The organism is Labrenzia sp. CP4, from assembly GCF_001579905.1.
Taxonomy (GTDB): Bacteria; Pseudomonadota; Alphaproteobacteria; order Rhizobiales; family Stappiaceae; genus Roseibium; species Roseibium algicola.
Genome location: NZ_CP011927.1, coordinates 4,615,246 through 4,641,526 on the forward strand (window position 1 = coordinate 4,615,246; position 26,281 = coordinate 4,641,526).

The window sequence follows — 26,281 nt, forward strand, 5'->3', positions numbered from 1 at the left end:
AATCAAGGGAGAGATGGCGCCCCATCTCCCCCTTGGATCTTGACTGGTCGGATTGCTGACCTGTCTCGAATTGCCGGGGTCTTACGGGACGCCGGCGTTTCGAAACTTCACGTCGGCTTTACTCCGCTGCTTCCGCTACCGGGAGCACGTTAATGTAGGTTCGCTTGTTGGCTTTCGCCTGGAACTCTACCTTGCCTTCCACGGTTGCGAAGATGGTATGGTCCTTGCCCATACCAACGCCGGTGCCCGGGTGCCAGGTAGTGCCGCGCTGACGCGCGATGATGTTGCCGGGAATCACAGCTTCCCCGCCGAATTTCTTGATGCCGAGACGGCGGCCAGCTGAGTCGCGGCCGTTGCGGGACGAGCCGCCTGCCTTTTTATGTGCCATCGTTAGAACTCCTCGTTCTTCGAATACTTTTTAGGTTCGGGAGCGGCGGCTTAGTTGCCAGCCAGTTCCTTGGCCTGCTCAACCCAATTACCGCGTTCGAACTTGCCTTTCAGGCCAGTTTCTTCTTCAACGCGTGCGACGTCGTCAGCGGACATTGCTGCGATCTGAGCGAAGGTGGTGATCCCTGCTTCGTTCAGCTTCTTCACAGCTGCCGGACCGGCGCCATCGAGTTTCTTCAGGTCGTCGGCGCCTTCTGCTGCAGCCGGTGCGGCTTCAGCGGTTTCTTCAGCCTTCGGCGCTGCCTTCTTCGGCGCTGCCTTCTTGGCCGGCTTTGCACCACCGGTCAGGATATCGGTCACCTTCACGAGGGTGAAAGCCTGACGATGGCCGTTGCGGCGGCGGGAATTCTGACGCCGGCGCTTCTTGAAAATGATAACCTTGCGGTTACGGCCCTGTTCGACCACTTCGGCAACCACGGTTGCGCCTTCGACAAGCGGAGCGCCAACGGTGGTGTCGGTGCCATTGCCGACCATCAGAACCTCTTCAAAGGTGACGGTGCTGCCGGCTTCGGCATCGAGCTTTTCGACCTTCAGGAGGTCATCGGCGGCAACAGTGTACTGCTTGCCACCCGTCTTGATCACTGCGAACATGTCTCGCACGTCCTTCTTTTCGTTTTTGACACACCGGAACGGGCTGTTAAACCATCGAACCGGCTGCTTTTCAGGTCGAACCGAGGCGCCTGTCTCTCCAGGTCTTGACCCTGGCTGACAAGTCTTTGTGTCGGGTTGAGCGTGAAGCTTTTAAAGCCCGGCAGGCCTTGAACGACAAACATAACTCGAAAAAGCGAACCTTTTCGAGCCCGCGCAATATAGTCGGCCGGTTCTCGTTGTCAAACGGAAATCTGGCCTTTCTGCCGCAAAACCGCTTGTTTTCGTTTCCCTGGCGCCCTCGCATTCGCGGCGGTTTCTCTCGTGGTCACCACGATTCCCGCAAACAGGGAAACGCCAATCAGCGTTGACGGCCGTTATCGAGGCAAGCCGACATAGGGTCAATCCGAATCTCCATGGCGTTCCTTCCTCCCCTTCCCCGAGCTCCCTGCAGACCGCTTTTCGCGTCGTGCGAATACGTCTGCAGGCGGTCAATTCGCGCCCTGGAAGCCGACAAACCGGGCAAAAACATCACCAATCCACAAACTGAAAAAAGAACTCATTTCCGGGCTTGCAGGGCGCGCAGAGTGTGTCTATGTTCCGCGCCACTTGAGACCCGTACATCGCAAGTACCGCGGAGAGGTGCCGGAGTGGTTGAACGGGACGGTCTCGAAAACCGTTGTGCGGGTAACCGTACCGAGGGTTCGAATCCCTCTCTCTCCGCCATATCTATCCTTGCGCTACCGCCTTCGGCTACTTGAGCGCATGGCTACGGGTTCGGACCTTGTCCTCGCTCCTCCGCCATATCTATTCCTGCGCTACCGCCTTCGGCTACTCGAGGACCGGGTCGTCATCGGTGCCACACGTGTGGGTCGTCGGGTCAGCTTTATCACCTGCCGCCATCAATGAAGAGTTCCAGGCCGCTCAGCGCGCCGCCGAGTTCCATTAGCCTCCCCCCTGTCGCCAGCGAGCCGATGTACACCGGGTGCAGATGGATGTCTGAAACCAGATGCTGTGCGATGGCGACAGCATCTTCGTCGTCACCGGCCACGAACAGGACACGGCGCAAACGTTCTTCCTGTAAAGGCGCGATCATTGTGGCGACAGGAAGAGTGTTGAACGCCTTCATGATACGAGCGCCGGGGGCCAGACGGGCGACAATCTCGCTGCCGGTCTCTTCCCCCAGATCATCGATCTCGAACGACGGTGCATAGCTGGTGAAGATATTTGTCGCGTCGATCAGGACGCGGTTGTCCCAATTGATATCAGGCGCAAGCACGTCGCTGAGTTTCGTCCATGGCATGGCCAGGACAACGACCGGTTTGTTCATGGCCTCCGCCGCATGGCCGGCGGTAATCCCTTTTCCAAGTCGCGTGATGACATCACGCAGACTTTCCGGCCCGCGGCTGTTGGCCAGGACTATGTTGTGACCGGCAGCAGCCAGCCGGCTGGCGAGGGTCTGCCCGAGCGACGCTGCGCCCAGAATTCCGATTTCCATCGAAGAGACTCCTTGAGAGCGTATTGAAGTGAGCGCGTGGGCCAGACGGCCAAACCGGTTGTCGGCCCGGACCGTCTGGTCAACCGCGGACTTAAATCTGGTTCATGCCGCCATCGACGAACAGCTCGATGCCGTTGACGAAGCTCGACGCCTCTGAAGCAAGAAAGAGCACTGCGTTGCTGATGTCTTCCGGCCGGCCGATCCGGCCCGAGGGAATATTGCCGAGGATGTGGTTCTTGACACCTTCGGCCTGCTCACCGCCGCCGAAGAGATCGTTGAGGCCGGCGGTCTCGGTCAGCCCTGGGCTGATGGCGTTCACCCGGATATTGCGGTCCTTCAGATCGAGGATCCAGCTGCGGGCGAAATTGCGCACTGCCGCCTTGGTTGCCGAATAGACACTGAAGTTCGGTGTCCCCGCGGTGCCCGTGGTCGACGACGTCAGGATGATCGAGGCTCCGTCCCGCAGCAGCGGCAACGCCTTTTGCACGGTGAAAAGGACACCTTTCACATTGGTATCGAAGGTCTTTTGATAGTGCTCTTCGCTGATCTCGCCGAGCGGGGCAAATTCACCTCCACCGGCATTGGCGAAGAGTACATCAATCTGGCTGTGCTGCTGCTGGACCGCGTCGTACAGCCGGTCGATATCTGCAAGCACGGACATATCCCCCTGCACGCCGGTCGTTCGCCCGCCAATGGACTTGACGGCTTCGTCAAGAGTTGTCTGGCGGCGACCGGTGATGAAGACGGATGCCCCCGCAGATGCGAATGCTTTTGCCGTCGCGAGACCGATGCCACTGGTCCCGCCGGTGACAACCACAACCTTGTTCTCGAAGTTCTGTGTCATTTCATTCTCCTGTCTGACGGCACGATTGCCGTTGACATGAAGATGCAAATGGAACGATCGTTTCTGTAGTGGGCAATTTCAACACTTAGCGTTCCATAGGAAGAACGATAGATGCAGCAAGACCTGAATGACCTGGCTTATTTCGCCGAGGTGGTGGCGCATCGCGGATTTGCGCCGGCGGGCCGGGCGATCGGCGTTCCCAAGTCAAAGCTCAGCCGGCGAATAGCGGAGCTGGAAGAGCGCCTGGGCGTAAGGCTGATCGAAAGATCAAGCCGGCGGTTTCGGGTCACCGACATCGGGGAGCAATTCTATGAGCGGTGCCGCAGCATGCAGTCGGAAGCTGAACACGCCCATGCCCTGGTTGCGGAATCCCGGGCAGAACCGCACGGGCTGATCCGCTTCGGATGCCCAACCGGCCTCGTTGAAGTTGTTGCCCCGCTGATAAGCGAGTTCCTGTCTCGTCACCCCAAGGTACGGCTACAACTGGTAGCTGCCGATCGGGCGCTGGACCTGATCTCGGAACGCATTGACCTCGCCTTGCGTGTGCGCACGGCGTTGACCAGCGATGCATCGCTGACAATGCGTACGATCGGTACTTCAATCAGAATTCTGGTTGCAAACCCAAGCCTTGCGCAGTCCGTTCATGAGGTCGATGACCTGGACAAAGTTCCTTTGCTATCGACGAGCGATAGCGCGGATGAAATCGAATGGCACATCGAAACCGACATGGGCGAAACCCGCGCGTTTCGAAAGCAGGCCAGGATGGGCTGCGCGGATTTTTCGGCAACACGAACGGCCGTGAAGAAGGGTCTCGGTGTAGCGCTTTTGCCCGACCACGTCTGCAGCGCGGAACTGGCTACCGGGGATCTTGTGCGTGTCCTCCCGCAATGGCGAAGTCAGAAAGGGATCGTGCATCTGGTCTTCACGACGCGGCGCGGGCTGCCGCCAGCTGTCCGATCATTCATCGACCATCTTGCCCGCTGTTTTCCAAAGGATGCACTGAGCTACGAATAGCAGTCGAAACCTACCCATGTTGCGACTGCTTCAGTCCTTCGAAAGACACATGTGGGGGATCCACGAGAAACCAAAGCAAACAGATTTCACGGAAAGGAATGGAACCGGCGGAAAACCCCGATGCGAACTCATCGCTCTGCACCGGGGTCCTGATTTTTCAGGCATGTTTCCCGTCAAACACTCAAGGTCTTGTCAGTTGGTAGCCTCTTCCCTTTTGGCGGCTTGAAACCGACGCTTGATCATCGGCCCGACGACAACCGCGACCGTCAGGGCGACCAGAACCAGGCTGGTCGTGTTCGAGAACAGGACCAGCCAGTCGCCACGTCCGATCCGCAAGGCAAGACGAAGGTTTTCCTCGGCAAACCCACCCAGGATTAGACCCAGGACAACCGGTGGCAGCGGGAACTTGAGCTTGTCCATTACCCAGCCGATCGCACCGAAGCCGAGCATCAGATAGACATCGAACATCCGTCCGTGGATCGAATAGACCCCGATCAGCATCAAGACGATAATGACCGACCCCAGAAGAGGACGCGGGAGATTCAAAAGGCGCGCAAAACTGTTCGTTGCCAGAGCCCCGCCAAGCAGCACCAGAAGGATCGCGCCGAACAGGAACTGCCACATGAAGCCGAATACCACGTCCGGATTGTCCCGGAACAGCATGGGCCCCGGCTGCAGACCATGCACCAGCAACCCACCCAGCATGACCGCAGCGACAGCAGTTCCCGGGATGCCAAGTGTCAGGGCCGGGATGAGCGCGGAAGCGGTGTCGGCATTGTTTGCTGTTTCCGCGGCCGCAACGCCTTCGGGTTCACCATTGCCCCAGGTATCCGGTGTTTTCGAGGCCCGGCGAGCTTCGTTATAGGACATGAAAGCAGCCATCGAACCGCCGGCTCCCGGAAGAATTCCGATCCAGATCCCGATGATTGATGAACGGATCCATGTCTTCCAGAAGCGGTACATGCGAGGCAGAGCACGCCAGATCGGCTCCGTTCCCAGTTTGGAACTGTTGACGCCGTCCGTTTTCAAAGGCGTTTCGAGCAGATCGATGACCGGAGGCAGCGCGTAGAGGCCGACGAGCAGAATGACGATATTGACGCCGTCCAGAAGCTCCAGCTGTCCGAAAGTGTAGCGATCATTTCCATAGATCGGGTCCGAACCCACCACTGAGACGAAGACACCAAAACAGGCGCTGATCAGCCCTTTTACCGGGTTGCCTCCCAGCAGGAAGATGATGCTGGCAAGGCCGAACACGGCAACCCAGAACACTTCCGAAGGGCCAAACAGGAGCGTGACCTTGGAGAGCGGAGGCGCGAGCAGCATCAGGGCAAAGGCACTTGCGATGCCGCCGATCGAAGATGAGACGACGGCCACTTGCAGCGCAAATCCGCCCTCGCCCTTTTGCGCCATCGGATAACCGTCGAACGTTGTGGCAACGGCTGCCGGGGTGCCGGGAATGCGCAGAAGAACTGCGGGGATGGCACCGCCATACATTGCACCGTTGTAGATGCCGGCCATCAGACCGAGCGCGACCAGAGGTTCGAGACCGAACGTGAATGGCACAAGCACGGAGATGGCCATTGTGGCGCTCAGGCCGGGCATTGCACCGACAACGATGCCCGCAATCACGCCGATGACGACAGCGGCAAAGTTGGCCAGCCCGAAAACTTCGGGAAGTGCGCTGAGAAGATCGGAGTACATTGAGATCACTCCTGCCAGAGGCGTCCTGCCGGAAAGTCTTGCGACATTCCGTAATCGAAGATCAGCCAGATGGCTCCGACAACGACCAGGGTTGCCACTGCAAGTCCAAGTGGGTTGCGATAGCCGAAGAGCCAGGCAACGAGCGGAATGGTTATGGCTGTGCTCGGGTAAAAGCCGATCAGGTCGGTGGCCAATGCGTAGCCAAGGATCAGCAGAAAGGCACCTGCAACCCGGCCGGGTGACTTGCTCATGGGCTCGGTTTCTTCACCAGCCGACGCCTTGCGTTGATCGGCGATCAGAAGCAGTAGCGAGAGGATGATCAGCCCGACCAGCATCACGGCTGGCAGCAGGGCAGATATCGGCCTCAATGTCGAGGTCGGGTAGAGAAAAGCAAACGCGGCCGCGGCGATGCCAAGAGCGGTCAGTGTCTCGGGCCGGAGAAGGCGGTGTGTACGATGGTCGGACATGGCACTGGCTTTATCTGAGTAAGAGAGGCCGCGCGGGGGCGTGCCCCGCGCAACGCGCATCAGTTCCAGGGAGTCGTATCCCAGACCTGCTTTGCAAGGGTATGCAGATCCTCGGTCAATGCCTTGAAATCGTCCCCGGTTACCACCTCGACCGGATTTGCGGTTTCCTTCATGGCTTTGAGGAACTCCGGATCAGAAGCAAGCTGTTCGAATGCGGCAAGAAGCTTTGCCTGTACATCCTCAGGCAGGCCGGCAGGCGCAACGAACCCCCGCATGGATCCGTTTATCAGGTCCAGCCCCTGCTCCTTGAAGGTTGGCAGGTCTGGCGCAAAGTCAGAGCGCTCCGGCGTCGCAACGCCAAGTACATTCAGTTCTTCCTGAAACTCGGCCACCTCGGAAATGTTGAGGATCCCCATCGCCACGTGTCCGCCCATGAGTGCGGTTCGCGCCGGGGCGGAGCCCTTAAACGGTACGATGGTGAACTCGGTTTCGGTCAGGCCTTCAAGCTTGATCAGCGCGAAGTGATCATCGCCTCCGAGGCTGGACATCCCGACGGTGATGGCCCCGGGATTGGCCTTGGCTTCCGCGATCAGCTTGTCGAGCGTGTCGAGACCGCTCGCCTTGGAGGTGACGATCACGTTGGGATCGTTCACCACATTGGCGAGATAGGTGAAGCTGTCGGCATCATATTCCGCTTCACGATCAATCGTGCGCGCCATCATGCCCGGAAGGTTGAAGGTGCCGAGCGTGTAGCCATCCGGAGAAGATCTCGCCGTTTCCGTAATGCCGATCTGCCCACTTGCACCCGGCATGTTCTTGACGACGAGGCTTGCCCCTTCGCCCAGGTATTTTTCGATGAACGGTGCAGCGGTGCGAGCCATAACGTCCGTGCCGCCGCCTGCGGAATATCCGACAATGACCTCGATGGGTTTTTCGGGATAGTCGGCCATGGCAGCCCCAGCGACCATAACCAGCGCACCTGCAATTGCAGAAGCCTTCAGGTAAGTAAGCATTTGTCTCCTCCCTTTGTTGAGACTGTTCAGTAATCCGGAAATTCGCAACCGCGTTCCTTGAGGGCTGCGTCCACCCAGCTGCGATCGTTCTTGCCTTCAGCGATTGCCTTCATCTGCCGTTCTTCGGCATCCTGTTTCGCCAGGGTCTGACGAAGAATTTTCTCGGCCCCATCCAGGGGAACCGCGAGCACGCCATCGGAATCGCCCAGCACGATGTCACCTGGCTCGATCACCATTCCGTCCAGACTGATCGGAACATTGATTTCACCCGGGCCGTCCTTGTAAGGGCCGCGATGGGTTACCCCCGCTGCGAAGGTCGGCAGGTTGGTCTTGAGAAAGGCATCGACATCGCGGATTGCGCCATTCAAGACGAAGCCCGCAACCCCTCGCTTGACGGCGTAGGCAAGCATCAGCTCACCCATGAGGGCATTGGAAAGATCCCCACCGGCATCGACAACGATCACATCACCGGGTTTGGCCAGGTCGATCGCCTTGTGCAGCATCAGGTTGTCACCCGGACGGCTCTTGACGGTCAGCGCCACGCCGGCCAGGCCGCCGGAGGCATGCATCGGCCGCAGGCGCGGACCGGCGGCTGCGAGGCGTCCCATGCAGTCGGAGACATTGGCAACCGGAAGCTTGGCAAATTCAGCAACGAGTTCCAGCGGCGCAGCTTGTTTTCGGCTGCAAATACGAAAGCCAACCGACATGTTCATTCTCCTGCTTTGGCGTACATGGCACCGGCGTCGGCCAGAAGTGCACGATTTGCTATGCGTTCGCGGGCGACAGGCTGGCCATCCAGAACCTGGAAGATGCCGCGCACGGCCTCCACTCCGACACGTGCACCGGCTTCGCGCGTGACGCCGCCGATATGCGGAGTGACAATGATGCGGTTTTCACTGAAGAACGGATGGTTCGCCTGGGGTGGTTCCACGGCAAAGGTGTCAAGTCCCGCGCCTGCAAGATGACCTGATTGAATTGCAGCGAGCAGCGCGTCTTCGTCAATCAGCCCACCACGTGCCGTGTTGATCACGTAGCTGCCTTCCGGCATGCGCGCGATGGCTTCGGCGTTCAGGATCTGGCGTGTCTGATCGGTCAGCGGACAATGAAGGCTGAGGACATCGGATTGTTCCAGCAGCTCTTCGAGCGAGCTGCAGCGTTTTACGCCCAGTCTTTCGAATACGTCGTTGTCGGCATAGGGATCGTAGCCGATCAGGTTCAGGCCAATGCCCTTGGCAATTCGGCCTGTCGCCTGTGCAATAGACCCCATCCCCAACAAGCCCAGTCGGCTTCCTGCCAGCTCGCGGCCAAGAAAACCTGCCTTTTCCCAGCGGCCGGCACGAAGCCCTGCGTCAAGCGGCAGGATGCGCTTCACGGTGGCAAGCATGAGTGCAATCGCATGTTCGGCGACTGAAACTGCATTCGCGCCCGTTGCAACAAGTACCGGAATGCCGCGGGATGCGGCTGCCTGGAGATCGATGTTGTCGACGCCAACACCATGCTTTGAAATGACGCGCAGCTTTGGAGCCTTTTCAAGGACGTCGGCATCCAGTCGGCCCATCCGCGAGACGATCCCTTCCGCCCCGGTCTCGACCAGAAGCGTGGAGATCACATCACTGTCTGCATAGGCCGGAGTATGAACGGTTTCGTATCCGTGGTCTTTCACAAGCGCGACAGCACTTGGGTCGAGGTCGGGGCCGGTCACAAGGATTTTCTTGCTCATGCGTACGTCTCTCTGCTCTCCGCAAGCGGAAAGTGATTGTTCTTTGATAGGGGATGAGTGACCGCGTCCGCCTCCCAGCTTGCACGGTTGAATTCCTCCGCCATCTTGGGTAACGGATAGAATGACTTAACAAAAGCGAATTAATCTGGTTCTTATATTAAGAAAAACTGGATGAAGGTATGGACACCCGTCAACTCAAGACCCTGGTCGCTATCGCAACCCATGGCACCTTCACCAAGGCGGCGGAGATCGTAAACCTGACGCCATCGGCAGTCAGTCAACAGATCCAGGCGCTGGAAGTCGAACTGAACATCTCCCTGTTCGAACGGTCGTCCCGCCCTCCAAAGTTGACCTCGCAGGGGCTTCAGGTCCTTGAAATGGCTCAGGAGATGTTACGTCTCGAAGACGATACCAAGGCAAATCTGCGGGGAGACAAGCTCGCCGGCACCCTCATGCTGGGCTCTGTTCGTTCCAGTGCACTCAATCTGCTGCCGAGAGCCATTGTCCAGATGCGAAACCAGTATCCCGATCTGAAAACCAATCTGAGAGTTTCACTGTCTTCAACCCTGATTGCCGATGTGGCTTCCGGTCGGCTCGATGCTGCAGTGGTTGCAGAGCATGTCGGCATTCCGCCCGCCTTGCGCTGGAGCCCCTTTCTTCGTGAGCCGCTCTGGCTGATCGCACCGGAGGACACAAAATCCACCGACCCCGCCGACCTGCTTGCCACCTGTCCGTTCATTCGATTTCGCAGCGCCGTGCCGCTTGCCAACCTTATCGACACGGAGATCTCTCGCATGGGGATCGCAACCAACGACATTGCCGAGATCGACACGATCGGATCCATCGTCACATGTGTACGGCAAGGCATGGGAGTTTCCGTTGTACCGCATGTCGCCTTGCAGGAGCCGGATCACCAGCGGCTGACAAAACTCCCTTTCGGCAATCCGCAAGTGACAAGGCAAATCGGCATCGTGGAGCGGATCGTATCGCCGCGGGCTGAAATCATCGCGCGTATCCACACGGTACTTGCCGAGCTTTGCGCCCCGCATGGCGTAAGCAGAATAGAGGACGTGTCTTGACCATCCTCCGGAGGATCACCAGCTGGTAGGCTGCGCCACCTCATAGATGTGTCTTGTCAAAATGGCTGTTACCAGCGAGGTCGTTCGGTCTCGGGGCCACGAAAGAAGGCGTTGCCTGGACGAACGGAATATCGTCGCGTTGTTTTCTCTATCACAAGAACAAGGTGGCAATGCCGGGCAGAAGAATAACGAGCAGCAAAACCAGCAGCATGACCGCGATGAATGGCATCGTGCCTGCGAAGATCTGTTCGACGGAAACGTCCGGATCGTTGAGCGTATTGTGCACCGTGAAGACCGAGATGCCGAAGGGTGGCGTCAGGAGGCCGATTTCAACGGCGATCACGATGACGATGCCGAACTGGCTGAGATCTATGCCCATGTGCTGCGCGATGGGCGCTGCGATCGGTACCATGATCAGGAGGATCGACGTGCTGTCGAGGATCATGCCCATGACGAGAATGAGCGCCGAGCACAGAACCATGAAGCCCATCGGGCCGAGGCCGGTTTCGTTGACGAGGCTTGCAATGGCGTTGGGAAGGCCGGCGATCGACAACATGCGCGAATAGTAACTGGCAGCGATAAGCAGCAGCAGGATCGATACCGAGATCACGCCGGTCTGCTTCATCACCCGCCACAGGTTATGGCGGTTGAGGGAACGGCGTGAAAGCGCAACCAGCAGCGCACCGAAGGCGCCGACACCGCCCGCCTCTGTTGGTGTGAAATATCCCGAATAAAGTCCGCCGAGCACCAGAACCACGAGCAGGATGATCGGCACCAGCTTGGCGATCATCCGGCCAAGCGGCATCGGTTCGATGGCGCTGTCGCGACGGCGTTCCTTCGCAGCAGCCGGATCGGTGAGAACGAAACCCGGGAACAGGACGGTGACGGCAACGAGCATTGTCACGAAGCCACCGGCAAGCATCAGCCCCGGCACGATGCCGGCGATGAACATGCCACCGATGGAGACTTCTGCCAGAACCCCGTAAATAATGAGGAGCAAGCTCGGCGGGATCAGCATACCGAGTACCGATGAGCCCGCGACGGTACCGGCAGCAAAGGCCGGGCGATACCCGTGACGCTCCATTTCAGGGACTGCGACGCGCGTGAATACCGCCGCCGAGGCAATGGAAACGCCGGTGACCGCAGCGAAGATCGTGTTGGCCGCGACAGTCGCGACCCCGAGACCGCAGATGACCCGGCGCAGCAGTTCCTCTGCAACTTCGAAGGTGTCCCGCCCGACGTTGGAAACGCTCACAAGCAGCCCCATCAGGACGAAGAGGGGAATGGTCGCAAACAGATAATCGGCAATGCCGCTGTAGACGGTCAGCTCCAGCATCCTGAAGGCAAGGTCGATGTTATTGCGGATGATCCAGATCCCGGCAAAGGCCACCAGGAACAGCGCATAGGCTATTTGCATGCCGAGCAGAACCAGAACGATCAACGCGCCGACAAGCAGGAAGCCAATGGTCAACGTCGTCATGAAAAGCTCCGGAACATGCGAATTTCTGTGTGAGCCCGGTAGAACGCGGCCAGAACAGCCACCGCCGAGCCCAGGACCGTTATGCCCCGGAAGGGCCAGGTCGGAATGGTGAAGACGCCCTGGACGCCGAAAAATTCGGACGTCGCCCAGGCACTGGCGAATTTCGGCCAGGAAGCCCAGAGAATGAGACCGAACACGATGACGCCGCAGAGGGAGAACAGGGCCTCAATCAGGCAGACACCTTTCGGCGACACGCTTTCAAGACGCCGGACGAGAAAATCGGCCCGGGTCAGGCGCTTTTGCAAAATGGCAGCGGCAACCTGCAGGAAGACGATGGCAACAACGGTGCGCGCAGCGATTTCCGCAACGCCGGTAATCGGCGCGTTGAAGAAATTTCGACCAAGGACATCGGCGACGATCAGTATCATGAGCGCGCCGATGGAAAGTGTACCGACCGATGACATGATGGCGGCCGTGCCGCCGAGCATTGCGCCGAAAGGCGCTCCCGAGAAAGCCGGGACATAGGCGTCGTCGGCCTCGGTTCTGGTCTCATCCGTCATCGTTACGTCCAGTTCGCTCTCAATAAACCCGCCCGGACAAGATGCCGGGCGGGAGAGGTGTGAGGCAAGGCCGCTCTCAGAGCCCTTCGTCCCAGGACCTCAGCGGTTCCGCACCACGTGCGCGCAGGGCGTCGAAATAGGCCTTCAGCACGACACGGCCGGCATCGCCGGTCTGTTCCAGCCACGGTTCCACAATATTCGGCAGTCCGTTCACCCAGGCGGTTTTTTCTGCTTCCGGCAGTTCGTGGATCGTCAGACCCGCTTCCTGCATTTCCTTGAGTGCTCGCGTGGCAAGATCCTCGACATATTGACCGTGTGCCGCGGAAGTTGCCTTTGCTGCTTCCCGGAAGGCGGCCTGGACCGGTTCCGGCAGACCGTCGAAGAAGTCCTTGTTGGCCGCGATGCCGCCGAAATACATCGAGCCGATGCCCACGCGGGTGAGTTCAGGCGCGACTTCATAGACGCGGGTCGGCAGAATGCCCGACGCGAAGGACAGCGTACCTTCGGTCACGCCGGTCTGGATGTTGGTGTAGTAGGTCGTCAGTGCACCATCGACCGGCGTTGCCCCCGTTCCGCGCAACCAGTTGGCCGAGGTTCCCGGGGCGTTGAGCTTGCGGTTTTCAAGATCCTTCATGGAGTTGACCGGGAAGGTGGCATAGATGTCGTAGCTGTCGGTGATGAGCGATGACAGATGAACCATGCCGTTTTCCGCCCAGCTGTCACGCAGCTCCGGCAGGTTTGCCGAAAGATCATCGAAGATCTCGATGATCATCTTGTGGTCTTCCGTGGCAAACGGCGTGAAATAGGTCACGTTCTGGAGCGGCATGTTCGCACCTTCCCAGACGGTGCCGACCATGCCCACATCGACGATGCCGTCCATGACGGCTTCACGCGTGTCGGTGAATTTGTAGAGCGTGCCGGCATAGGACTCCACCCAGTCGACCTTGTATTCGCCGGCGGCTTCCAGGATCCGGTTCACTTCCGGCTGGAAGGTGTTCTTCATCGCATAGACCCAGATGTTCTGTTCCGGATGCGACGAACCGATGTTGACCGTGATCGCCTGTTGCGCGGCGGCGAGGCCGGCAGAACTGGCCAGCATGGCCGTTGCGGTTGCCAATGTTACGAACTTCATGATTTTCCTCCCTGCATTCGGAGCCTTATCCTCCCAGGCTCCTCTGGTTCAGTCATTCAAGGTTCCAAGTGCTCTCACGATCCGTTCAGGCGTGAACGGCATTTCTGTCACTTGCGCGCCCATGGGCCGCAGGGCGTCGTTGATCGCATTCATGACGGCGGCCGGAGACCCGGCAGTGCCCGCCTCGCCCGCGCCCTTGGCCCCGAGCAAACTCTCCCCCGTCGGCGTTTCAACGTGACCGATGATCATGTCGGGCATTTCAGCTGCCATCGGCACGAGGTAGTCTGCCATCGAGCCGTTCAGGAGCTGGCCTTCCGCGTCGTAGTGGATTTCCTCAAAGAGCGCTCCACCGAGTCCCTGAACGATGCCACCCCGGATCTGCTCGTCCACGAGAAGCGGATTGATCACTCGCCCGCAATCCTCGACGCACCAATGCTTCAGCAGCTTCACGATGCCGGTCTCCGTATCGACCTCGAGGTAGGAGGCCTGGACGCCGTTGGTGAAGGCAAAGGGATATTCGGACGTGATGAAGTGCCGTGTCTGGACGAGTTCCCGCGGCAGGCCCTTCGGCAATGTGTCGCCGCGGAAGTAGACGATCCGGCCGAGCTCCTCGAGCGGCATGCGGGCTTCGCCCGAGGTGCTGTCGACCACAGCGCCGTCGCGGATGTCGAGCTGCGCCTGATCGGCCTGGAGCATGGAAGCGGCCACCTCAAGGATGGAATCGCGAAGCGCCCGCGCCGCCTGCAGCGCAGCCTCGCCGCCGATACCAGCCCCGCGCGACGCCCAGGTGCCGCCACCATAGGGCGTCACTTGTGTATCACCGGTAATGACGCGTACACGCGCAGGTGACACGCCAAGCCCCTCGGCAACCACTTGGCTCAGCATCGCCTCGGTGCCCTGTCCCTGTTCGGTTACGCCGGACAGCGCAACGATCGATCCGTCCGGATCCATCCGCACCGTGCAACCGTCTTGTGCCGAAATGCGCGCGCCGCCGATACCGTACATGAAGGGCGAGGGATTGGTCAGCTCGATGAAGCTTGCAATACCGATGCCCCTGTAAATGCCCTTCTTGCGGAGCTCTGCCTGTTCGGCTCGCAAGCCGTCGTAATCCATCAGCTCCAGAAGCTTGTCCATGGAGGCGTGATGCGACAGCCCCTCGAAGCGCATGTTCGCGGGAGACGTCACCGGATAGGCATCATCCCTGAACATGTTGCGCCGGCGGATCTCGACCGGGTCCATGCCGATTTCGGCGGCCGCCATATCCACCAGCCCTTCGGTGATCGCGACCGCGATCGGATGGCCGACTGCCCGGTACTGGCAGGTCGGCGTCTTGTTCTGGAAGACGACCGTGGTCCTGGCCCGGTAATTCTGGAAGTCATAGGGGCCACCGCAGAGGTTCACCACCTGGTTGCCTTCGATGGCGGAGGTGCGCGGATAGACCGAATATGGGCCGATCGCCGTCCAGTCATCGACATCCATGGCGAGGATCCGGCCGTCTTCTCCAACTGCAATCTTCGCCTCAATCTGATGATCGCGGGCGTGGATGTCGCTGGAGAAACTTTCCAGCCGGTCGGCAATGAATTTCACCGGCCGTTTCATGATCTTGGCGATTGCAGCCGTCGCCATTTCGTCCGGATAGACATGCACCTTGATGCCGTAGGAGCCGCCGACGTCCTCGCAGATGACACGGACCCGGCTTTCCGGCAGGTCGAGATGAGTGGCCAGAACTGTCTGGATCATGTGGGGCGCTTGCGTCGCATGCCAGGCGGTCATCTGTTCCTCGGCCGGGTTCCAGTCGACCAGGATCGAGCGCGGCTCCAGCGTCACGCCCGTGTGCCGTCCGGTGACGAAGCGCGCCGAGACGACCTTGTGCGCGGTACGGAAGGTTTCGTCCACGTCCCCCTGTTCGTGCAGGCGCCGGAAGGCGAGGTTGTCGCCCATATCCGGATGCAGCACCGGCGTTTCAGGATCGAGCGCGGTCATCATGTCGGTGACGACGTCCAGTTGCTCGTAGTCAACATCGACAAGAGCCGCGCCATCCTCGGCAGCAGCGCGAGAGGTCGCGACAACGGCTGCCACCGGTTCGCCGACCCAGCAGGCTCGGTCAACGGCAATCGCATGCTCCGGCGGGGATTTCAGGCCTTTCAGATGGGCGAGCACAGCGACCCACGGCTTGCAGACCTCGGCGATGTCCTGGCCCGTGAAGACCCGGAGCACACCCTTCACCGATTTTGCATCCTCGGCGTCGATACGGTTGATCTTCGCGTGCGCGAAGGGCGAACGCACAAAAGCGACATGGACCATGCGCGGCAGCACGATGTCGTCCACATAGACGCCGCGCCCCTGGACCAGACGCCGGGCATTGGGCCGGGGGACCGTCTTGCCGATATAGGAATTGGGCCGGTCCGGATTACCGAATTGAATGGTCATGCGGCCCCCTTCTGTGCGCGGACACGCGCTACCGATTCAACCGCATCCACGATGGCTTCGTAGCCGGTGCAGCGGCAGTAATTGCCCGACAGATGTTCGCGGATCTGATCGCGTGACGGCATGCCGCCGGCCTCCAGCAGCTCGTTAATGGCAACCAGCATACCGGGCGTGCAGAAGCCGCACTGGAGCGCATTGCGCTCGACAAAGACGTCCTGAAGATCCTTTATCGTGCCCAGGTCCGACAGGCCTTCCACTGTCCAGACGTCGGCACCGTCCGCCTGGGCGGCCAGCATCAGGCAGCCGCGCACGGCTTTGCCATCGACCTTCAGCGTACAGGCACCGCAGACACCGTGTTCGCAGCTTGCATGGGCGCCGGTAAGGCCAAGCTCGCCGCGTAGGAAATCAACGAGATGCTGACCTGCCGGAACACGCGCCTCGACGGGCTCCCCGTTCACGGTCAGGCTGATGTCGATCTTGTCGCGGAACATCTCCGTCATGCGTTTCCTCCCTCGATCCTGGCGGCCGCGCGGCGTAAGAGGACACCGGCAAGGTGGCGGCGGTAAGCGGCACTTGCCTGGGTGTCCGACGGTGGGTCGATTTCCGCCTGCAGAGCCTGAACGGCGCCATTAATGTTGCCCTGGTCGAGAGCGGCCATGGCCCCTTCGGCAAGGACCGGCTTGGGCCCGACGGAAAAAAGCGACAGCCGGTGTCCATCGGCGCGCTTGACGAGGCACACTCCGGCAAGGGCATAGTCGCCGGATCTCCTGGCAACCTCGACGATGACCTGCTTTTCGCCGGGCTCTGCCTTCGGGACCGAGAGGCCGGTCAGGATTTCACCCTCCTCGATGGCCGTTTCGAATATGTCCTGAAAGAAATCTTCCACCGGGATGTCCCGCGGGCCGTTGAGGCCCTCCACATGTAGCGTGGCGCCAAGGGCCAGAACGCAGGCTGGAAACTCCGCAGCCGGATCGGCATGAGCCAGCGCACCACCTATGGTGCCGCGGTTGCGGATCGCAGCATGGGCGATGAATTCCACTGCCTGTGAAAGAAGCGGAGCAGACTGCCGGATCAGCGGGTTGCGACCAATCTCCGCATGCGAAGTCAGCGCACCTATCCGCAGACCATCCTGCGTTTCGGTTACCCGGGAAAGCTCGCTCAGGCGGGAAATGTCGATTAGGACGTCGCCTGCGGAGAGACGCAGGTTCAAGGCCGCAACCAGGCTCTGGCCACCTGCAAGCACGCGGCCGTTGCCGTCGCTCGCGGCCAGCATTTCCAGCGCGTTGCGCAAACTGGATGCCCGGGCATAACCGCCCGCCGATGCCTTCATGGCGTCTCCCTCCCGATGTCATCGCGACGCCCTCCAGCATCGCTTATTGAGCATCTGCTCAACTTTATTGATCAGATGATCTATAAAAATCGGAAGATTGCAAGTAGATTATTGCGTGCCGTATGAGGGAGGCAGGAAAAGGAACATGAATGGAATGACCGATGTCGCCGAAACGGGGGACACTTCCAGCCGTCGCAGGCTGCCCCCTTCCGAACGCCGCCAGCAGATCGTTGAAGGTGCCGTCGCCTTCTTCGCCGAGGTCGGCCTTGACGGCAACACCCGCGATCTCGCCAAGCGTATCGGCGTCACGCAATCGCTGCTTTTCAACTATTTCGCCACCAAGGACGACCTCATAGAGGCGGTCTACGAAAAGGTGTACCTCGGGCGTCTTTCTCCCGACTGGCCGGAACGGCTGACCGACCGGGAAGTGCCGCTGCGTCGTCGCCTGCTCGATTTCTACACCGAATACAGCACACTCATCTTCCAGTACGAGTGGATGCGGATTTTCATGTTTTCCGGCCTTTATGGCGCAGAACTCAACCGCCGCTATCTCAAACATCTGGGTGACGTCATCCTGCTGCCGCTCCTGGGCGAGATCGAGCACGAGGCCAGTTCCGGCGTCTCACCGGTCATGGAAGATATCTGGAACCTGCACGGCGGCATCGTCTACATCGGCATCCGACAGCACATCTACCGAACCCCCTGCCCGGACGATCCGTCCGAGGCCATATCAAGAGCGATCGACCGTTTCCTGCTGTCGTTCGGAATCAGTCCCTGCCCTTGAGCTGGTGCTGAAGAGGTTGTCCGCTGTTCAAGCGGCTCATTCACCACCCCCGGAGAGGCACACGCGAGGCAAGGCTCCAATCCTGTTCGAAGCGCAGCTGGACAATCGGAAACCCGATTTCGGTAACTTCGTGGAGAACAGAGATAACGTCGTTCCGGCTATTCCTCAGGTTTTTCAAGGACCGCAAAGCGTCCACAAGCTCCCAGGCAGCTACACACATTCCGGGAACCTCAATCTTGCAGTGAGGTAAATCCACAAACAACGCGTCAGATCAACATCCGCCGAGGCTCTTTCAAAAGACCCGCGTAATAGCTCAGGAAGCGCGCGGCGTCGGCGCCGTTGATGACCCTGTGGTCGTAGCTGAGGTCGAGGGGCACCATCTGGACGGGTTGGAAAGTCTCCCCATCCCAGACGGGGGCTACTTCCGTGCGGGTGATGCCGAGAATGGCAACTTCGGGCGGATTGACGATGGGGGTGAAGGCGGTGCCGCCGATCCCGCCGAGGTTGGTGATGGTCATGGACGCGCCGCCCATTTCATCAGGGCGCACCTTGCGCTCCTGTGCTCTGGAGGCAAGGTCGGCGATTTCTGCCGCGATCTGCCAGAGGCCTTTCCGGTCAACGTCCCGGATCACCGGCACCATCAGGCCGTGGGCGGTGTCGACCGCGATGCCAAGGTGCACGTAGTCCTTCAGGAACAGCGTCTTGCCGTCCGAGCTGAGAGAAGCGTTGAACTTCGGGAACTCCCGCAAGGCCTTCGACAAGGCTTTGGCATGGAAGGCCAGCGCCGTCAGCTTCACGCCGCGCTCGCCGGCTTCCGATCGCAATTCCTTGCGCAGGGCTTCAATGGCGGTCATCTCCGCGCGGTCATGATGCGTGACAGCAGGAATGAGCCGCTGGGCCGCGGCCATGTTCTGTGCGGCAACCTGCGCGAACCTTGAAACCGGTTCTTCCGTTATGGGGCCGGAAAGCGCGTGGTCGACGTCCCAGTACCCGCGGTCTCCTGTTTCAACTGGAGAAGCTGAGACCGAAGGCGACATCCCAGTATCGCCTTCGCCTTCCACATCCTCGCGGGCGATGGACGTGCGTCCGATGTCGCGCGCGAGTTTCTCTATGTCTATGCCCTTCTGCCGGGCCAGCGCCCTGACCGAAGGCGGTGCGATCACGTCGGACATCTCCACCTCCTACCAGCTTGCCGAAATATACTGGGTTTCCATGAACTCCAGCATGCCTTCATGACCGCCTTCACGGCCAAGGCCGGACTGCTTGGTGCCGCCGAAGGGAGCCGCCGGATCGGAGACGAGGCCGCGGTTGAAGCCGACCATGCCGTAGTCCAGCTTCTCGCAGACCTGCAGGCCGCGTTTCATGTCCTTCGTGAAGACATAGGCAACCAGACCGTATTCCGTGTCGTTGGCCCTGCGGATCACGTCGTCCTGATCGGTGAAGGTCTGGAGGGCGGCGACGGGCCCGAAGATTTCGTCGTGCACGCAGTCGGCCGTCTCGGGCACACCCGACAGAACCGTGGGCGGATAGAAAAAGCCCTTTCCCCCCGGCAGGTCGCCACCGACTTCGATCTTCGCCCCCTTCTCAACGGCATCGCGAACGAAATCCGCAACCTTGTCGCGGGTTTCCGCATTGACCAGCGGGCCGACATCCACGTCCGGGTCAGATCCGTCTCCGACCTTCAGTTTTTTCATGGCCTCGACGAGACGGCGCGTAAAGTCGTCGGCAACGGCTTCGTGTACATAGATCCGGTTGGCAGCGGTGCAGGCTTCACCGAGATTGCGCATCTTGGCCAGCATCGTGCCCTGCACTGCTTCTTCGAGGTCGGCATCGTCAAAGACGATCAGCGGCGCGTTGCCGCCAAGTTCCATCGCCGGCTTGAGGACCTGATCAGCCGCAGAATGCAGCAGCTTGCGGCCAACCGCCGTGGATCCGGTGAAGGAGACGACGCGCACGCGCGGGTCGTGCAGCATGTGATCGACAAGCGCGCCGGTGCGTCTGGAAGGCAGCACATTGACAAGGCCAGCCGGAACGCCGGCTTCTTCCAATAGGGGCATGAGCGCCAGCATGGTCAGCGGCGTTTCGGAGGCCGGTTTGATGATAACCCCGCAGCCGGCGGCCAGAGCCGGAGCGATCTTGCGGGTGCCCATGGCTGCCGGATAGTTCCAGGGCGTGACCAGAACCGCAAGTCCAGCAGGCTTGTGCTGCACGATGATGCGCGCGCCAGAGGCAGGCGCATGGGTGATGAGGCCGTCGGCGCGTACGGCTTCTTCGGCAAACCAGCGGAAAAATTCGGCGGCATAAGTCGCCTCGCCCATGGCGTCACTGCGCGCCTTGCCGTTTTCCAGCGTGATCATGCGGGCAAAGTCTTCCAGCCGCGCCGTCATCAATTCCCACGCCTTGCGCAGCACTTCCGAACGTTCGCGCGGCGTTTTGGCGGCCCATTTTGCCATCGCGGCTTCTGCGGCATCCAGCGCGGCTTCCGCGTCCTTGATATCTGCGGAGGCAACGGAGGCAAGCACCCCTTCGGTTGCCGGGTTCAGAACGTCGAACCTTTCGCCGCTCGCTCCCGTGCACCAGGCGCCGTTAATGTAAAGATCGGTATGGTCCATAATGGTCCCCATCGGTTCAAAGCAGGTGGCGAAGCGGTTGCTCCATCCGACCCGCAAAATTGGAAAGCAGGTCGATCGCCTGAGGCGTGGTCACTCGGTCACCGGTCCATTCCAGCACGAGAGCGAGATCCTCCCCCTGCCGCAGGATACTGATGACAGGGCATTTGCCTGCATCAAGCTGAAGCGCCGAGATGCGGCTTGCTCTCAGGTCACGCACCAGCAGATCCACTTCTTGATCATCGTCCGCCGGTTTGACCTGACCAAGCCATAGCGAAGCAGCGGAGTAGGCTTGCGACTGCCACATATTCTCAACGCGGACTTTGGCGGGAAAGTTCCCGAAACTGGCAGCCGCAAATCCGGCTAGCAGAGCTGCCTGATCGGCTTGCCCGCCGTTGTCCTTCGCCCAGGCCACGAAGTCTGCAAATCCGGTACCCGATACCTCTGCCCTGAGTTCGAAGCGCTGCGCCGTGGCACTTGCCGCCGGCGTTTCCGCGCGCAGGGTCTTGAGGGTCTCCAGATCCTTGACGTGAAACGGCTGGGGGTGGCCGGCACCGGCCAGATGCTGCAGGTCCAGCCCTTGTTCCTGCGCAAATCGCCGTGCCTTGGGGGACGCAAGAACTCTCCCGGCCACCCCGGGCGCTGTCTTGGCCGCCACCCGTTTTTCAGGAGAAGGTGCAGGCGTGTTGGCAGGTTCCGTCTTTTCCTGCTGCTCCGGCGCTGTTTCATCGGCTGCAGAAGTTCGTGCTCCAGCCGCCTTTCGCGACACTGCCTTGTCCGGTTTTTGCGCCGAAATCACCGCGATCGCCTGGCCGACAGGCACTTCCTCTCCCGCTTCCGCCAGAAGCGCGGCCACGAAACCGTCGCGGCCGGCATTGACCTCAACCGAGCTCTTGTCCGTTTCCACTTCGAAGAGAATGTCGTCAGCCGCAACGGCTTCTCCGGGCTGTTTGCACCAGGCAACCAGAAGGCCCGTGTCCTGAGCCATGCCGAGTGTCGGCATGATCACCTGATGTCCGTCCGGAAGCTCATCCTCCCCGGCCTCCATGCCGCCCGGTGCGGGTTCTGCCGTATCGGCGGTCTTCTCCGGTGAAGGCGCATTGCCTGTTTTTCCAGCCCCTTCCGGGGTTTCAGAGATCATCGCGATCACCTGTCCAACCGGAACATCGCTGCCTGCTTCCACGGAGACGTCGGTCAGATAGCCTTCCTTCTGCGCCTCCACTTCCATGGCAGCCTTGTCGGTTTCCACCTCGAAAAGCACATCGCCAGCGGCGACCGCCTCTCCCGGTTTCTTGTGCCAGGCCAGCAACTGGCCGCTGTCCTGGGCCATGCCGAGCGCGGGCATGATCACCTCATGCGGCATGGACCAGCTCCCCGCGGCAGATCATGCGCGCGTTGTCGGCAACTCTTGCGGCATTCGGCACGGTGATGTCTTCAAGAGCGGGCGAAAACGGCACCGGCACGTCCATGGCGCCCATGCGGATGACCGGCGCGTCGAGGTGGTAGAAAGCTTTCTCGCTGATCCGCGCTGCGATTTCCGCCGTCACGCCGTAGCTCTGGTGGCCTTCGTCGATGACGATGGCGCGCGACGTCTTGCGGACTGAACGCAGGATGGTTTCCTCATCCAGCGGCACGATCGTGCGCGGGTCGATTATCTCCGCGCTGATGCCCTCGCGCGACAACGTTTCCGCTGCTTCCTCGGCCACCTGCACCATGGAAGAGGTCGCCACCAGCGTGACGTCCCGACCCTCGCGCTTGATGTGCGCCTGACCGAAGGGGATCAGGTATTCTTCCTCCGGCACCGGGGCCTTGTCGTTGTACATCAGCTTGTCTTCGAAGATGACCACCGGATTGTTGTCCCGGATTGCCGTCTTCATCAGGCCCTTGGCCTCGTAAGCCGAAGACGGCATGGCGACCTTGAGCCCCGGAATGTGGGCGACAAGCGCTTGCAGCGACTGGCTGTGCTGGGCGGCCGAGCGGCGGGTTGCCCCCATGTTGGTCCGCAGGACCAGCGGCACGTTCAGCTTGCCGCCGGACATATAGTGGGTCTTGGCGGCCTGATTGCAGAGCTGATCCATGACCAGATAGAGAAAGTCGCCGAACATCAGGTCGACGATCGGCCTCAGTCCGGTCATCGCCGCACCAACGGCTATGCCCATGAAGCCGGGTTCGGATATCGGCGTGTCGATGATCCTGTCCGTTCCGAACTCCTCCACCAGGCCGGACAGCACCTTGAACGGCGTTCCGGCCTCCGCGACGTCTTCGCCCAGGAGAATGATCGACGGATCCCGGCGCATTTCTTCCGCGATGGCCTCGTTGACGGCCCTGGACAGGGTGATTTCACGTGTCATGGCGTCCCTCCTCAGGCGGCCGTGTCGGCGTAGACATGCATGTCCACTTCCCGCACATCCGGATATTTCGCGTCGAGCGCATATTTGACGGCAGCTTCCGCATCGGCGGAGATTTCATTGTCGATGGCCACCAGTTCGTCGGCGGTCATGATCTTCTGGTCGATCAGCCAGTTGCCGAAGTTGGTGATCGGGTCGCGCGCAGACTTCCACTCCGTCTCTTCATCCTTGGCGCGGTAGTAGTCGCGGTTGATGTCGCCGACGTGGTGGCCGTGATAGCGATAGGTGTCGAGTTCGATGAAGAACGGGCCTTCGCCCTTTCGGCATCTGGCGGCGAGCTCTCCCGCCAGCTTGTTCACGGCCAGCACATCCTGGCCATCGACCTTGAAGCTCTCGATGCCGAAGGCTTCCGCTCGGGCAGTCAGCGAACCGGCCGCGATTTCCTCGGTCTTGGTGTATTCGCTGTAACCGTTGTTCTCGCAGGCGTAGATGACAGGGAGCTTCCAGAGCGCGGCCATGTTCATGACCTCGTACCAGAGCCCCTGTGCCGTCGCGCCATCTCCGAAGAAACACACGGTGACGTGCCCGGTGCCCAGACGCTTGGCGGTGAGTGCCGATCCGGTGGCAATGCCCATGGAGCCGCCGACAATGGCGTTGGCGCCAAGGTTGCCGTTGGCCTGATCGGCGATATGCATCGACCCGCCCTTGCCCCGGCAATAGCCCTCTTCCTTGCCCAAAAGCTCGCAGAACATTTCCTTGAAATGCGCGCCCTTGGCGACACAGTGACCGTGCCCCCTGTGCGTCGACGTGACCTTGTCTTCGGGCGTCAGCGCTTCGCAGATGCCGACGGCCACGGCTTCCTGACCGGAATACATGTGGGTCAGACCCGGCATCTTGGCCGACAGGTAAAGCTGGTTGGCGTTGTCCTCGAAGGCACGGATCCGCACCATCTGCGTGTACATGCGCAGATACTCTTCCGTGTTGTGTTTCTTTTTCTTCGCAGCGCTCATCTTGTTGTCTCTTGACTGGGCCCGGCCGCCGCGCGGCCGGGCACGATGGGCAGGTCAGTACCGGTTGGCGATCGGAAGTTCTTCGGCCGGGAACAGGCTGATCACCTCGACGCCCGTATCCGTCACCACGACTTCCTCCTCGATCCGGGCGGCGGAATAGCCATCGGCGGCCGGGCAGTAGGTTTCCAGCGCGAACACCATGCCCGTCTTGATTTCCATCGGATGGTCGAGCGAGACCGCACGCGAGATGATCGGCCGTTCGTGCAGCGCAAGACCCAGGCCGTGGCCGAATTGCAGACCGAAGGCTGTCTCCTCGTTGGGGAAGCCGAACTCCTCCGCCTTGGGCCAGACTTCCGCCACCTTGTCGGTGGAAACGCCGGGCTTGATCATGGCGATGGAGGCATCGATCCATTCGCGCGCCTTGACGTAGGCATCACGCTGCGCCGGGGTTGCCCGGCCGATGTTGAAGGTGCGGTAGTAGCAGGTCCGATAGCCCTGATAGGACTGCAGGATGTCGAAGAACGCCTGATCGCCCGGACGGAAATAGCGGTCGGTGAAATTGTGCGGATGCGGATTGCAGCGCTCGCCGGAAATGGCGTTGATCGCCTCGACATCATCCGATCCCATCTCGTAGAGCATCTTGTTGGACAGGGCGACAATGTCGTTCTCGCGCACGCCCGGCTTCAGTTCCTCGTAGATCATGTGATAGACGCCATCGACCATGGAAGCCGCCTGCGTCAGAAGCTGGATCTCGTCCCAGTTCTTGATCTCGCGCGCCGCCAGCATGATCTGCTGACCGTCCACCACGTTAAGTCCCTCTGCCTGCAGCGCATGGAACATGGCGGTTTCGGCATAGTCGACACCGACTGGCATGTCCGCCATGCCGGCGTCCCGGATCAGCCCGGCAATTTCGCGGGCATATTTGCGCATCAGGCCGAATTCCGGCGGAATGGTGCCGCGCATGCCGACCACACCTGCCCGGCAATGATCCGGCACCAGCCAGTCGGAGAACTTCTTGTGGTGGACGGCGGCTGAACCGAAGTCCCACACGTAAGGGGCATCATCGCCCGTCAGCAGGCAGAAGCGGCACATCTTGTCCCGCTCCCATTCGCCGATCTTGGTGGCCGAGACGTAGCGGATGTTGTTGACGTCAAATAGCAGCAGCGTACCGGCGGGAGAGGCCTTCAGCGCCTCCCGTGTTCTGGCAAGGCGATACCGCCGCAGCCGATCATGGTCGATACGGCGTTCGAAATCGACGGATGTGTGCCCCCAGGCAGGCAAACGCCCCTCCCAGCGCCAATGCGGTTCGAGATCCTGCGGCGTCAGGAGGTTGGGTAACAGTGCGCGAGACATGGCTCTCTCCTTCGGATGCACCTGCGCACATCCGTCATGTGAAAAAGAATATTGTTTTTCAGAGTGTTACTGGATGCACCAGCCGCCATCTATGTGGATCATCTGGCCGGTCATGTAATCGCTGTCGGGGCTGGCGAGAAACGACGCGGTGCCCTTGATGTCATCCGGATAGGAGACACGCTTGATCACCAGTTCGTTGTTGGCGATGTCTTCGTAGGCTTGTCCTGCCCGTTCCTTGAAGCCGATTTCGACAAGATCCTTGTCGAGCTGTTCCCAAAGCGGTGTCACCACCACGCCGGGGGCATAGCCGTTGACGGTGATGTTGTGTTCGCCGAGCGCAACGGCCCCGCAATGGGTCAGAGCCAGGCAGCCGTATTTGGACGCGCAATAGACGGTCACATCCACCAGCGGCTTGCGCGAGGCGATGGAGCCGACATTGATCAGCTTGTAGGGAAAATCCTGTGGCCCTTGCGCAATCATCTGCCGGGCGGTTTCCTGCATGCCCAGCCACATTGCCTTGGTGTTGACGCCCATGATGAGATCCCAGTTGTCCTCATCGATATCCATGAAGAAACGGGGCTTGTTGAGGCCGGCGTTGAAGAGGCCCACATTGATGCTGCCGAAGGCTTCGACAGTTGCCGCCACCGCCGCGGCATTGTCCTCGCGGCGGGTCACGTCCATCTTGACCGCAACCGCCTTGCCGTTACCGGCCGCATTGATCCGCTCCGCGACGGCCTGGGCCTCGTCGAAGTCCAGATCACCAAGACAGATGTTGGCGCCCTGAGCTGCAAAATGCTCGGCGTTGGTTGCGCCCATGCCGCGTGCGGCACCGGTAATCAGAACGTTTTTTCCCTTGAGCCGATTGGGGTCCATGAAT

General features: G+C 60.4%; 25 protein-coding genes and 1 tRNA gene. 4 read left to right on the top strand and 22 right to left on the bottom strand.

Features of this window, described 5'->3' with window-relative positions; translation table 11 throughout:
- Nucleotides 1-118 precede the first annotated feature (118 nt).
- Both rpmA and ACP90_RS21175 read right to left on the bottom strand, forming a co-directional pair.
- Nucleotides 119-388, bottom strand: coding sequence for a 50S ribosomal protein L27 (gene rpmA, locus ACP90_RS21170; protein ID WP_006933726.1), 270 nt, complete (start codon nt 386-388; stop codon nt 119-121).
- Between the two features lie 50 nt (nt 389-438).
- Nucleotides 439-1,038 carry a 50S ribosomal protein L21 gene (locus ACP90_RS21175; protein ID WP_023014642.1) on the bottom strand — a complete coding sequence of 200 codons (600 nt, stop codon included), beginning with the start codon at nt 1,036-1,038 and terminating at the stop codon, nt 439-441.
- A 633-nt stretch (nt 1,039-1,671) separates the two neighbouring features.
- Between ACP90_RS21175 and ACP90_RS21180 the strand changes: the two genes are divergently transcribed.
- Nucleotides 1,672-1,761: transfer RNA gene (locus tag ACP90_RS21180), tRNA-Ser, on the top strand.
- A gap of 163 nt (nt 1,762-1,924) precedes the next feature.
- Here the strand turns inward: ACP90_RS21180 and ACP90_RS21185 are convergent.
- Nucleotides 1,925-2,533 carry an NAD(P)-binding domain-containing protein gene (locus ACP90_RS21185; protein ID WP_062489881.1) on the bottom strand — a complete coding sequence of 203 codons (609 nt, stop codon included), beginning with the start codon at nt 2,531-2,533 and terminating at the stop codon, nt 1,925-1,927.
- A gap of 91 nt (nt 2,534-2,624) precedes the next feature.
- Complete coding sequence (locus ACP90_RS21190) at nt 2,625-3,377, bottom strand: glucose 1-dehydrogenase (RefSeq protein ID WP_062491849.1); 753 nt, start codon at nt 3,375-3,377, stop codon at nt 2,625-2,627.
- A gap of 111 nt (nt 3,378-3,488) precedes the next feature.
- Between ACP90_RS21190 and ACP90_RS21195 the strand changes: the two genes are divergently transcribed.
- Nucleotides 3,489-4,391 (top strand): LysR family transcriptional regulator, encoded by a 903-nt coding sequence (locus ACP90_RS21195; RefSeq protein WP_062489883.1) that lies wholly within the window; start codon nt 3,489-3,491, stop codon nt 4,389-4,391.
- 192 nt (nt 4,392-4,583) lie between these two features.
- Here ACP90_RS21195 and ACP90_RS21200 read toward each other — a convergent pair whose 3' ends face one another.
- The 5 genes from ACP90_RS21200 to ACP90_RS21220 are packed head-to-tail and all read right to left on the bottom strand — an operon-like array spanning nt 4,584 to nt 9,292.
- On the bottom strand, nt 4,584-6,092 hold the full coding sequence (locus tag ACP90_RS21200; protein WP_023001692.1) for a tripartite tricarboxylate transporter permease: 1,509 nt from the start codon (nt 6,090-6,092) through the stop codon (nt 4,584-4,586).
- A gap of 5 nt (nt 6,093-6,097) precedes the next feature.
- Entirely contained in the window at nt 6,098-6,559 is a 462-nt protein-coding gene (locus ACP90_RS21205) for a tripartite tricarboxylate transporter TctB family protein (RefSeq protein WP_023014641.1), read from the bottom strand.
- A gap of 59 nt (nt 6,560-6,618) precedes the next feature.
- Nucleotides 6,619-7,572 (bottom strand): tripartite tricarboxylate transporter substrate binding protein, encoded by a 954-nt coding sequence (locus ACP90_RS21210; RefSeq protein WP_062489884.1) that lies wholly within the window; start codon nt 7,570-7,572, stop codon nt 6,619-6,621.
- 26 nt (nt 7,573-7,598) lie between these two features.
- Entirely contained in the window at nt 7,599-8,279 is a 681-nt protein-coding gene (locus tag ACP90_RS21215; protein WP_173017421.1) for an RraA family protein, read from the bottom strand.
- A gap of 2 nt (nt 8,280-8,281) precedes the next feature.
- Nucleotides 8,282-9,292, bottom strand: coding sequence for a hydroxyacid dehydrogenase (locus ACP90_RS21220; protein WP_062489886.1), 1,011 nt, complete (start codon nt 9,290-9,292; stop codon nt 8,282-8,284).
- A 179-nt stretch (nt 9,293-9,471) separates the two neighbouring features.
- Between ACP90_RS21220 and ACP90_RS21225 the strand changes: the two genes are divergently transcribed.
- Nucleotides 9,472-10,371, top strand: a complete 900-nt coding sequence (locus ACP90_RS21225; RefSeq protein ID WP_062489888.1) for a LysR family transcriptional regulator — start codon at nt 9,472-9,474, stop codon at nt 10,369-10,371.
- 151 nt (nt 10,372-10,522) lie between these two features.
- Here the strand turns inward: ACP90_RS21225 and ACP90_RS21230 are convergent, their stop codons facing one another.
- The 6 genes from ACP90_RS21230 to ACP90_RS21255 all read right to left on the bottom strand — a co-directional run bounded on the left by ACP90_RS21230 (nt 10,523) and on the right by ACP90_RS21255 (nt 17,300).
- Nucleotides 10,523-11,851, bottom strand: coding sequence for a TRAP transporter large permease (locus ACP90_RS21230; protein ID WP_062489890.1), 1,329 nt, complete (start codon nt 11,849-11,851; stop codon nt 10,523-10,525).
- Complete coding sequence (locus ACP90_RS21235; protein ID WP_062489891.1) at nt 11,848-12,411, bottom strand: TRAP transporter small permease; 564 nt, start codon at nt 12,409-12,411, stop codon at nt 11,848-11,850. Before ACP90_RS21235 ends, ACP90_RS21230 begins: the two co-directional genes overlap by 4 nt.
- A gap of 76 nt (nt 12,412-12,487) precedes the next feature.
- On the bottom strand, nt 12,488-13,543 hold the full coding sequence (locus ACP90_RS21240) for a C4-dicarboxylate TRAP transporter substrate-binding protein (protein ID WP_023001700.1): 1,056 nt from the start codon (nt 13,541-13,543) through the stop codon (nt 12,488-12,490).
- Between the two features lie 48 nt (nt 13,544-13,591).
- The gene (locus tag ACP90_RS21245; RefSeq protein ID WP_055658238.1) at nt 13,592-15,973 is read right to left on the bottom strand and encodes a xanthine dehydrogenase family protein molybdopterin-binding subunit; all 2,382 of its coding nucleotides are present in this window, start codon (nt 15,971-15,973) and stop codon (nt 13,592-13,594) included.
- Entirely contained in the window at nt 15,970-16,470 is a 501-nt protein-coding gene (locus ACP90_RS21250) for a (2Fe-2S)-binding protein (protein WP_062489893.1), read from the bottom strand. Before ACP90_RS21250 ends, ACP90_RS21245 begins: the two co-directional genes overlap by 4 nt.
- Nucleotides 16,467-17,300, bottom strand: coding sequence for a xanthine dehydrogenase family protein subunit M (locus ACP90_RS21255; protein WP_062489895.1), 834 nt, complete (start codon nt 17,298-17,300; stop codon nt 16,467-16,469). Before ACP90_RS21255 ends, ACP90_RS21250 begins: the two co-directional genes overlap by 4 nt.
- A 145-nt stretch (nt 17,301-17,445) precedes the next feature.
- On the opposite strand from ACP90_RS21255, the gene ACP90_RS21260 reads away from it, so the two are divergent.
- A complete protein-coding gene (locus ACP90_RS21260) occupies nt 17,446-18,084 on the top strand; it encodes a TetR/AcrR family transcriptional regulator (protein ID WP_062489896.1) in 639 nt (212 codons plus the stop codon).
- A 266-nt stretch (nt 18,085-18,350) separates the two neighbouring features.
- Here the strand turns inward: ACP90_RS21260 and ACP90_RS21270 are convergent, their stop codons facing one another.
- From ACP90_RS21270 to ACP90_RS21300, 7 genes are all read right to left on the bottom strand, one after another.
- Complete coding sequence (locus tag ACP90_RS21270) at nt 18,351-19,256, bottom strand: 2-oxo acid dehydrogenase subunit E2 (RefSeq protein WP_062489900.1); 906 nt, start codon at nt 19,254-19,256, stop codon at nt 18,351-18,353.
- 9 nt (nt 19,257-19,265) lie between these two features.
- Nucleotides 19,266-20,696, bottom strand: a complete 1,431-nt coding sequence (locus ACP90_RS21275; RefSeq protein ID WP_062489901.1) for an NAD-dependent succinate-semialdehyde dehydrogenase — start codon at nt 20,694-20,696, stop codon at nt 19,266-19,268.
- A gap of 16 nt (nt 20,697-20,712) precedes the next feature.
- Nucleotides 20,713-22,056: a biotin/lipoyl-containing protein gene (locus ACP90_RS21280; protein ID WP_062489903.1), complete on the bottom strand. Its 1,344-nt coding sequence runs from the start codon at nt 22,054-22,056 to the stop codon at nt 20,713-20,715.
- Nucleotides 22,046-23,044 carry an alpha-ketoacid dehydrogenase subunit beta gene (locus tag ACP90_RS21285; RefSeq protein WP_062489905.1) on the bottom strand — a complete coding sequence of 333 codons (999 nt, stop codon included), beginning with the start codon at nt 23,042-23,044 and terminating at the stop codon, nt 22,046-22,048. The genes ACP90_RS21280 and ACP90_RS21285 overlap by 11 nt, the downstream gene beginning before the upstream one ends.
- An 11-nt stretch (nt 23,045-23,055) precedes the next feature.
- The gene (locus ACP90_RS21290) at nt 23,056-24,051 is read right to left on the bottom strand and encodes a thiamine pyrophosphate-dependent dehydrogenase E1 component subunit alpha (protein ID WP_062489907.1); all 996 of its coding nucleotides are present in this window, start codon (nt 24,049-24,051) and stop codon (nt 23,056-23,058) included.
- 54 nt (nt 24,052-24,105) lie between these two features.
- Nucleotides 24,106-25,404, bottom strand: a complete 1,299-nt coding sequence (locus tag ACP90_RS21295; RefSeq protein ID WP_006933717.1) for a Xaa-Pro peptidase family protein — start codon at nt 25,402-25,404, stop codon at nt 24,106-24,108.
- A gap of 66 nt (nt 25,405-25,470) precedes the next feature.
- Nucleotides 25,471-26,277 carry an SDR family oxidoreductase gene (locus ACP90_RS21300; RefSeq protein WP_062489909.1) on the bottom strand — a complete coding sequence of 269 codons (807 nt, stop codon included), beginning with the start codon at nt 26,275-26,277 and terminating at the stop codon, nt 25,471-25,473.
- Between the last annotated feature and the right edge of the window lie 4 nt (nt 26,278-26,281).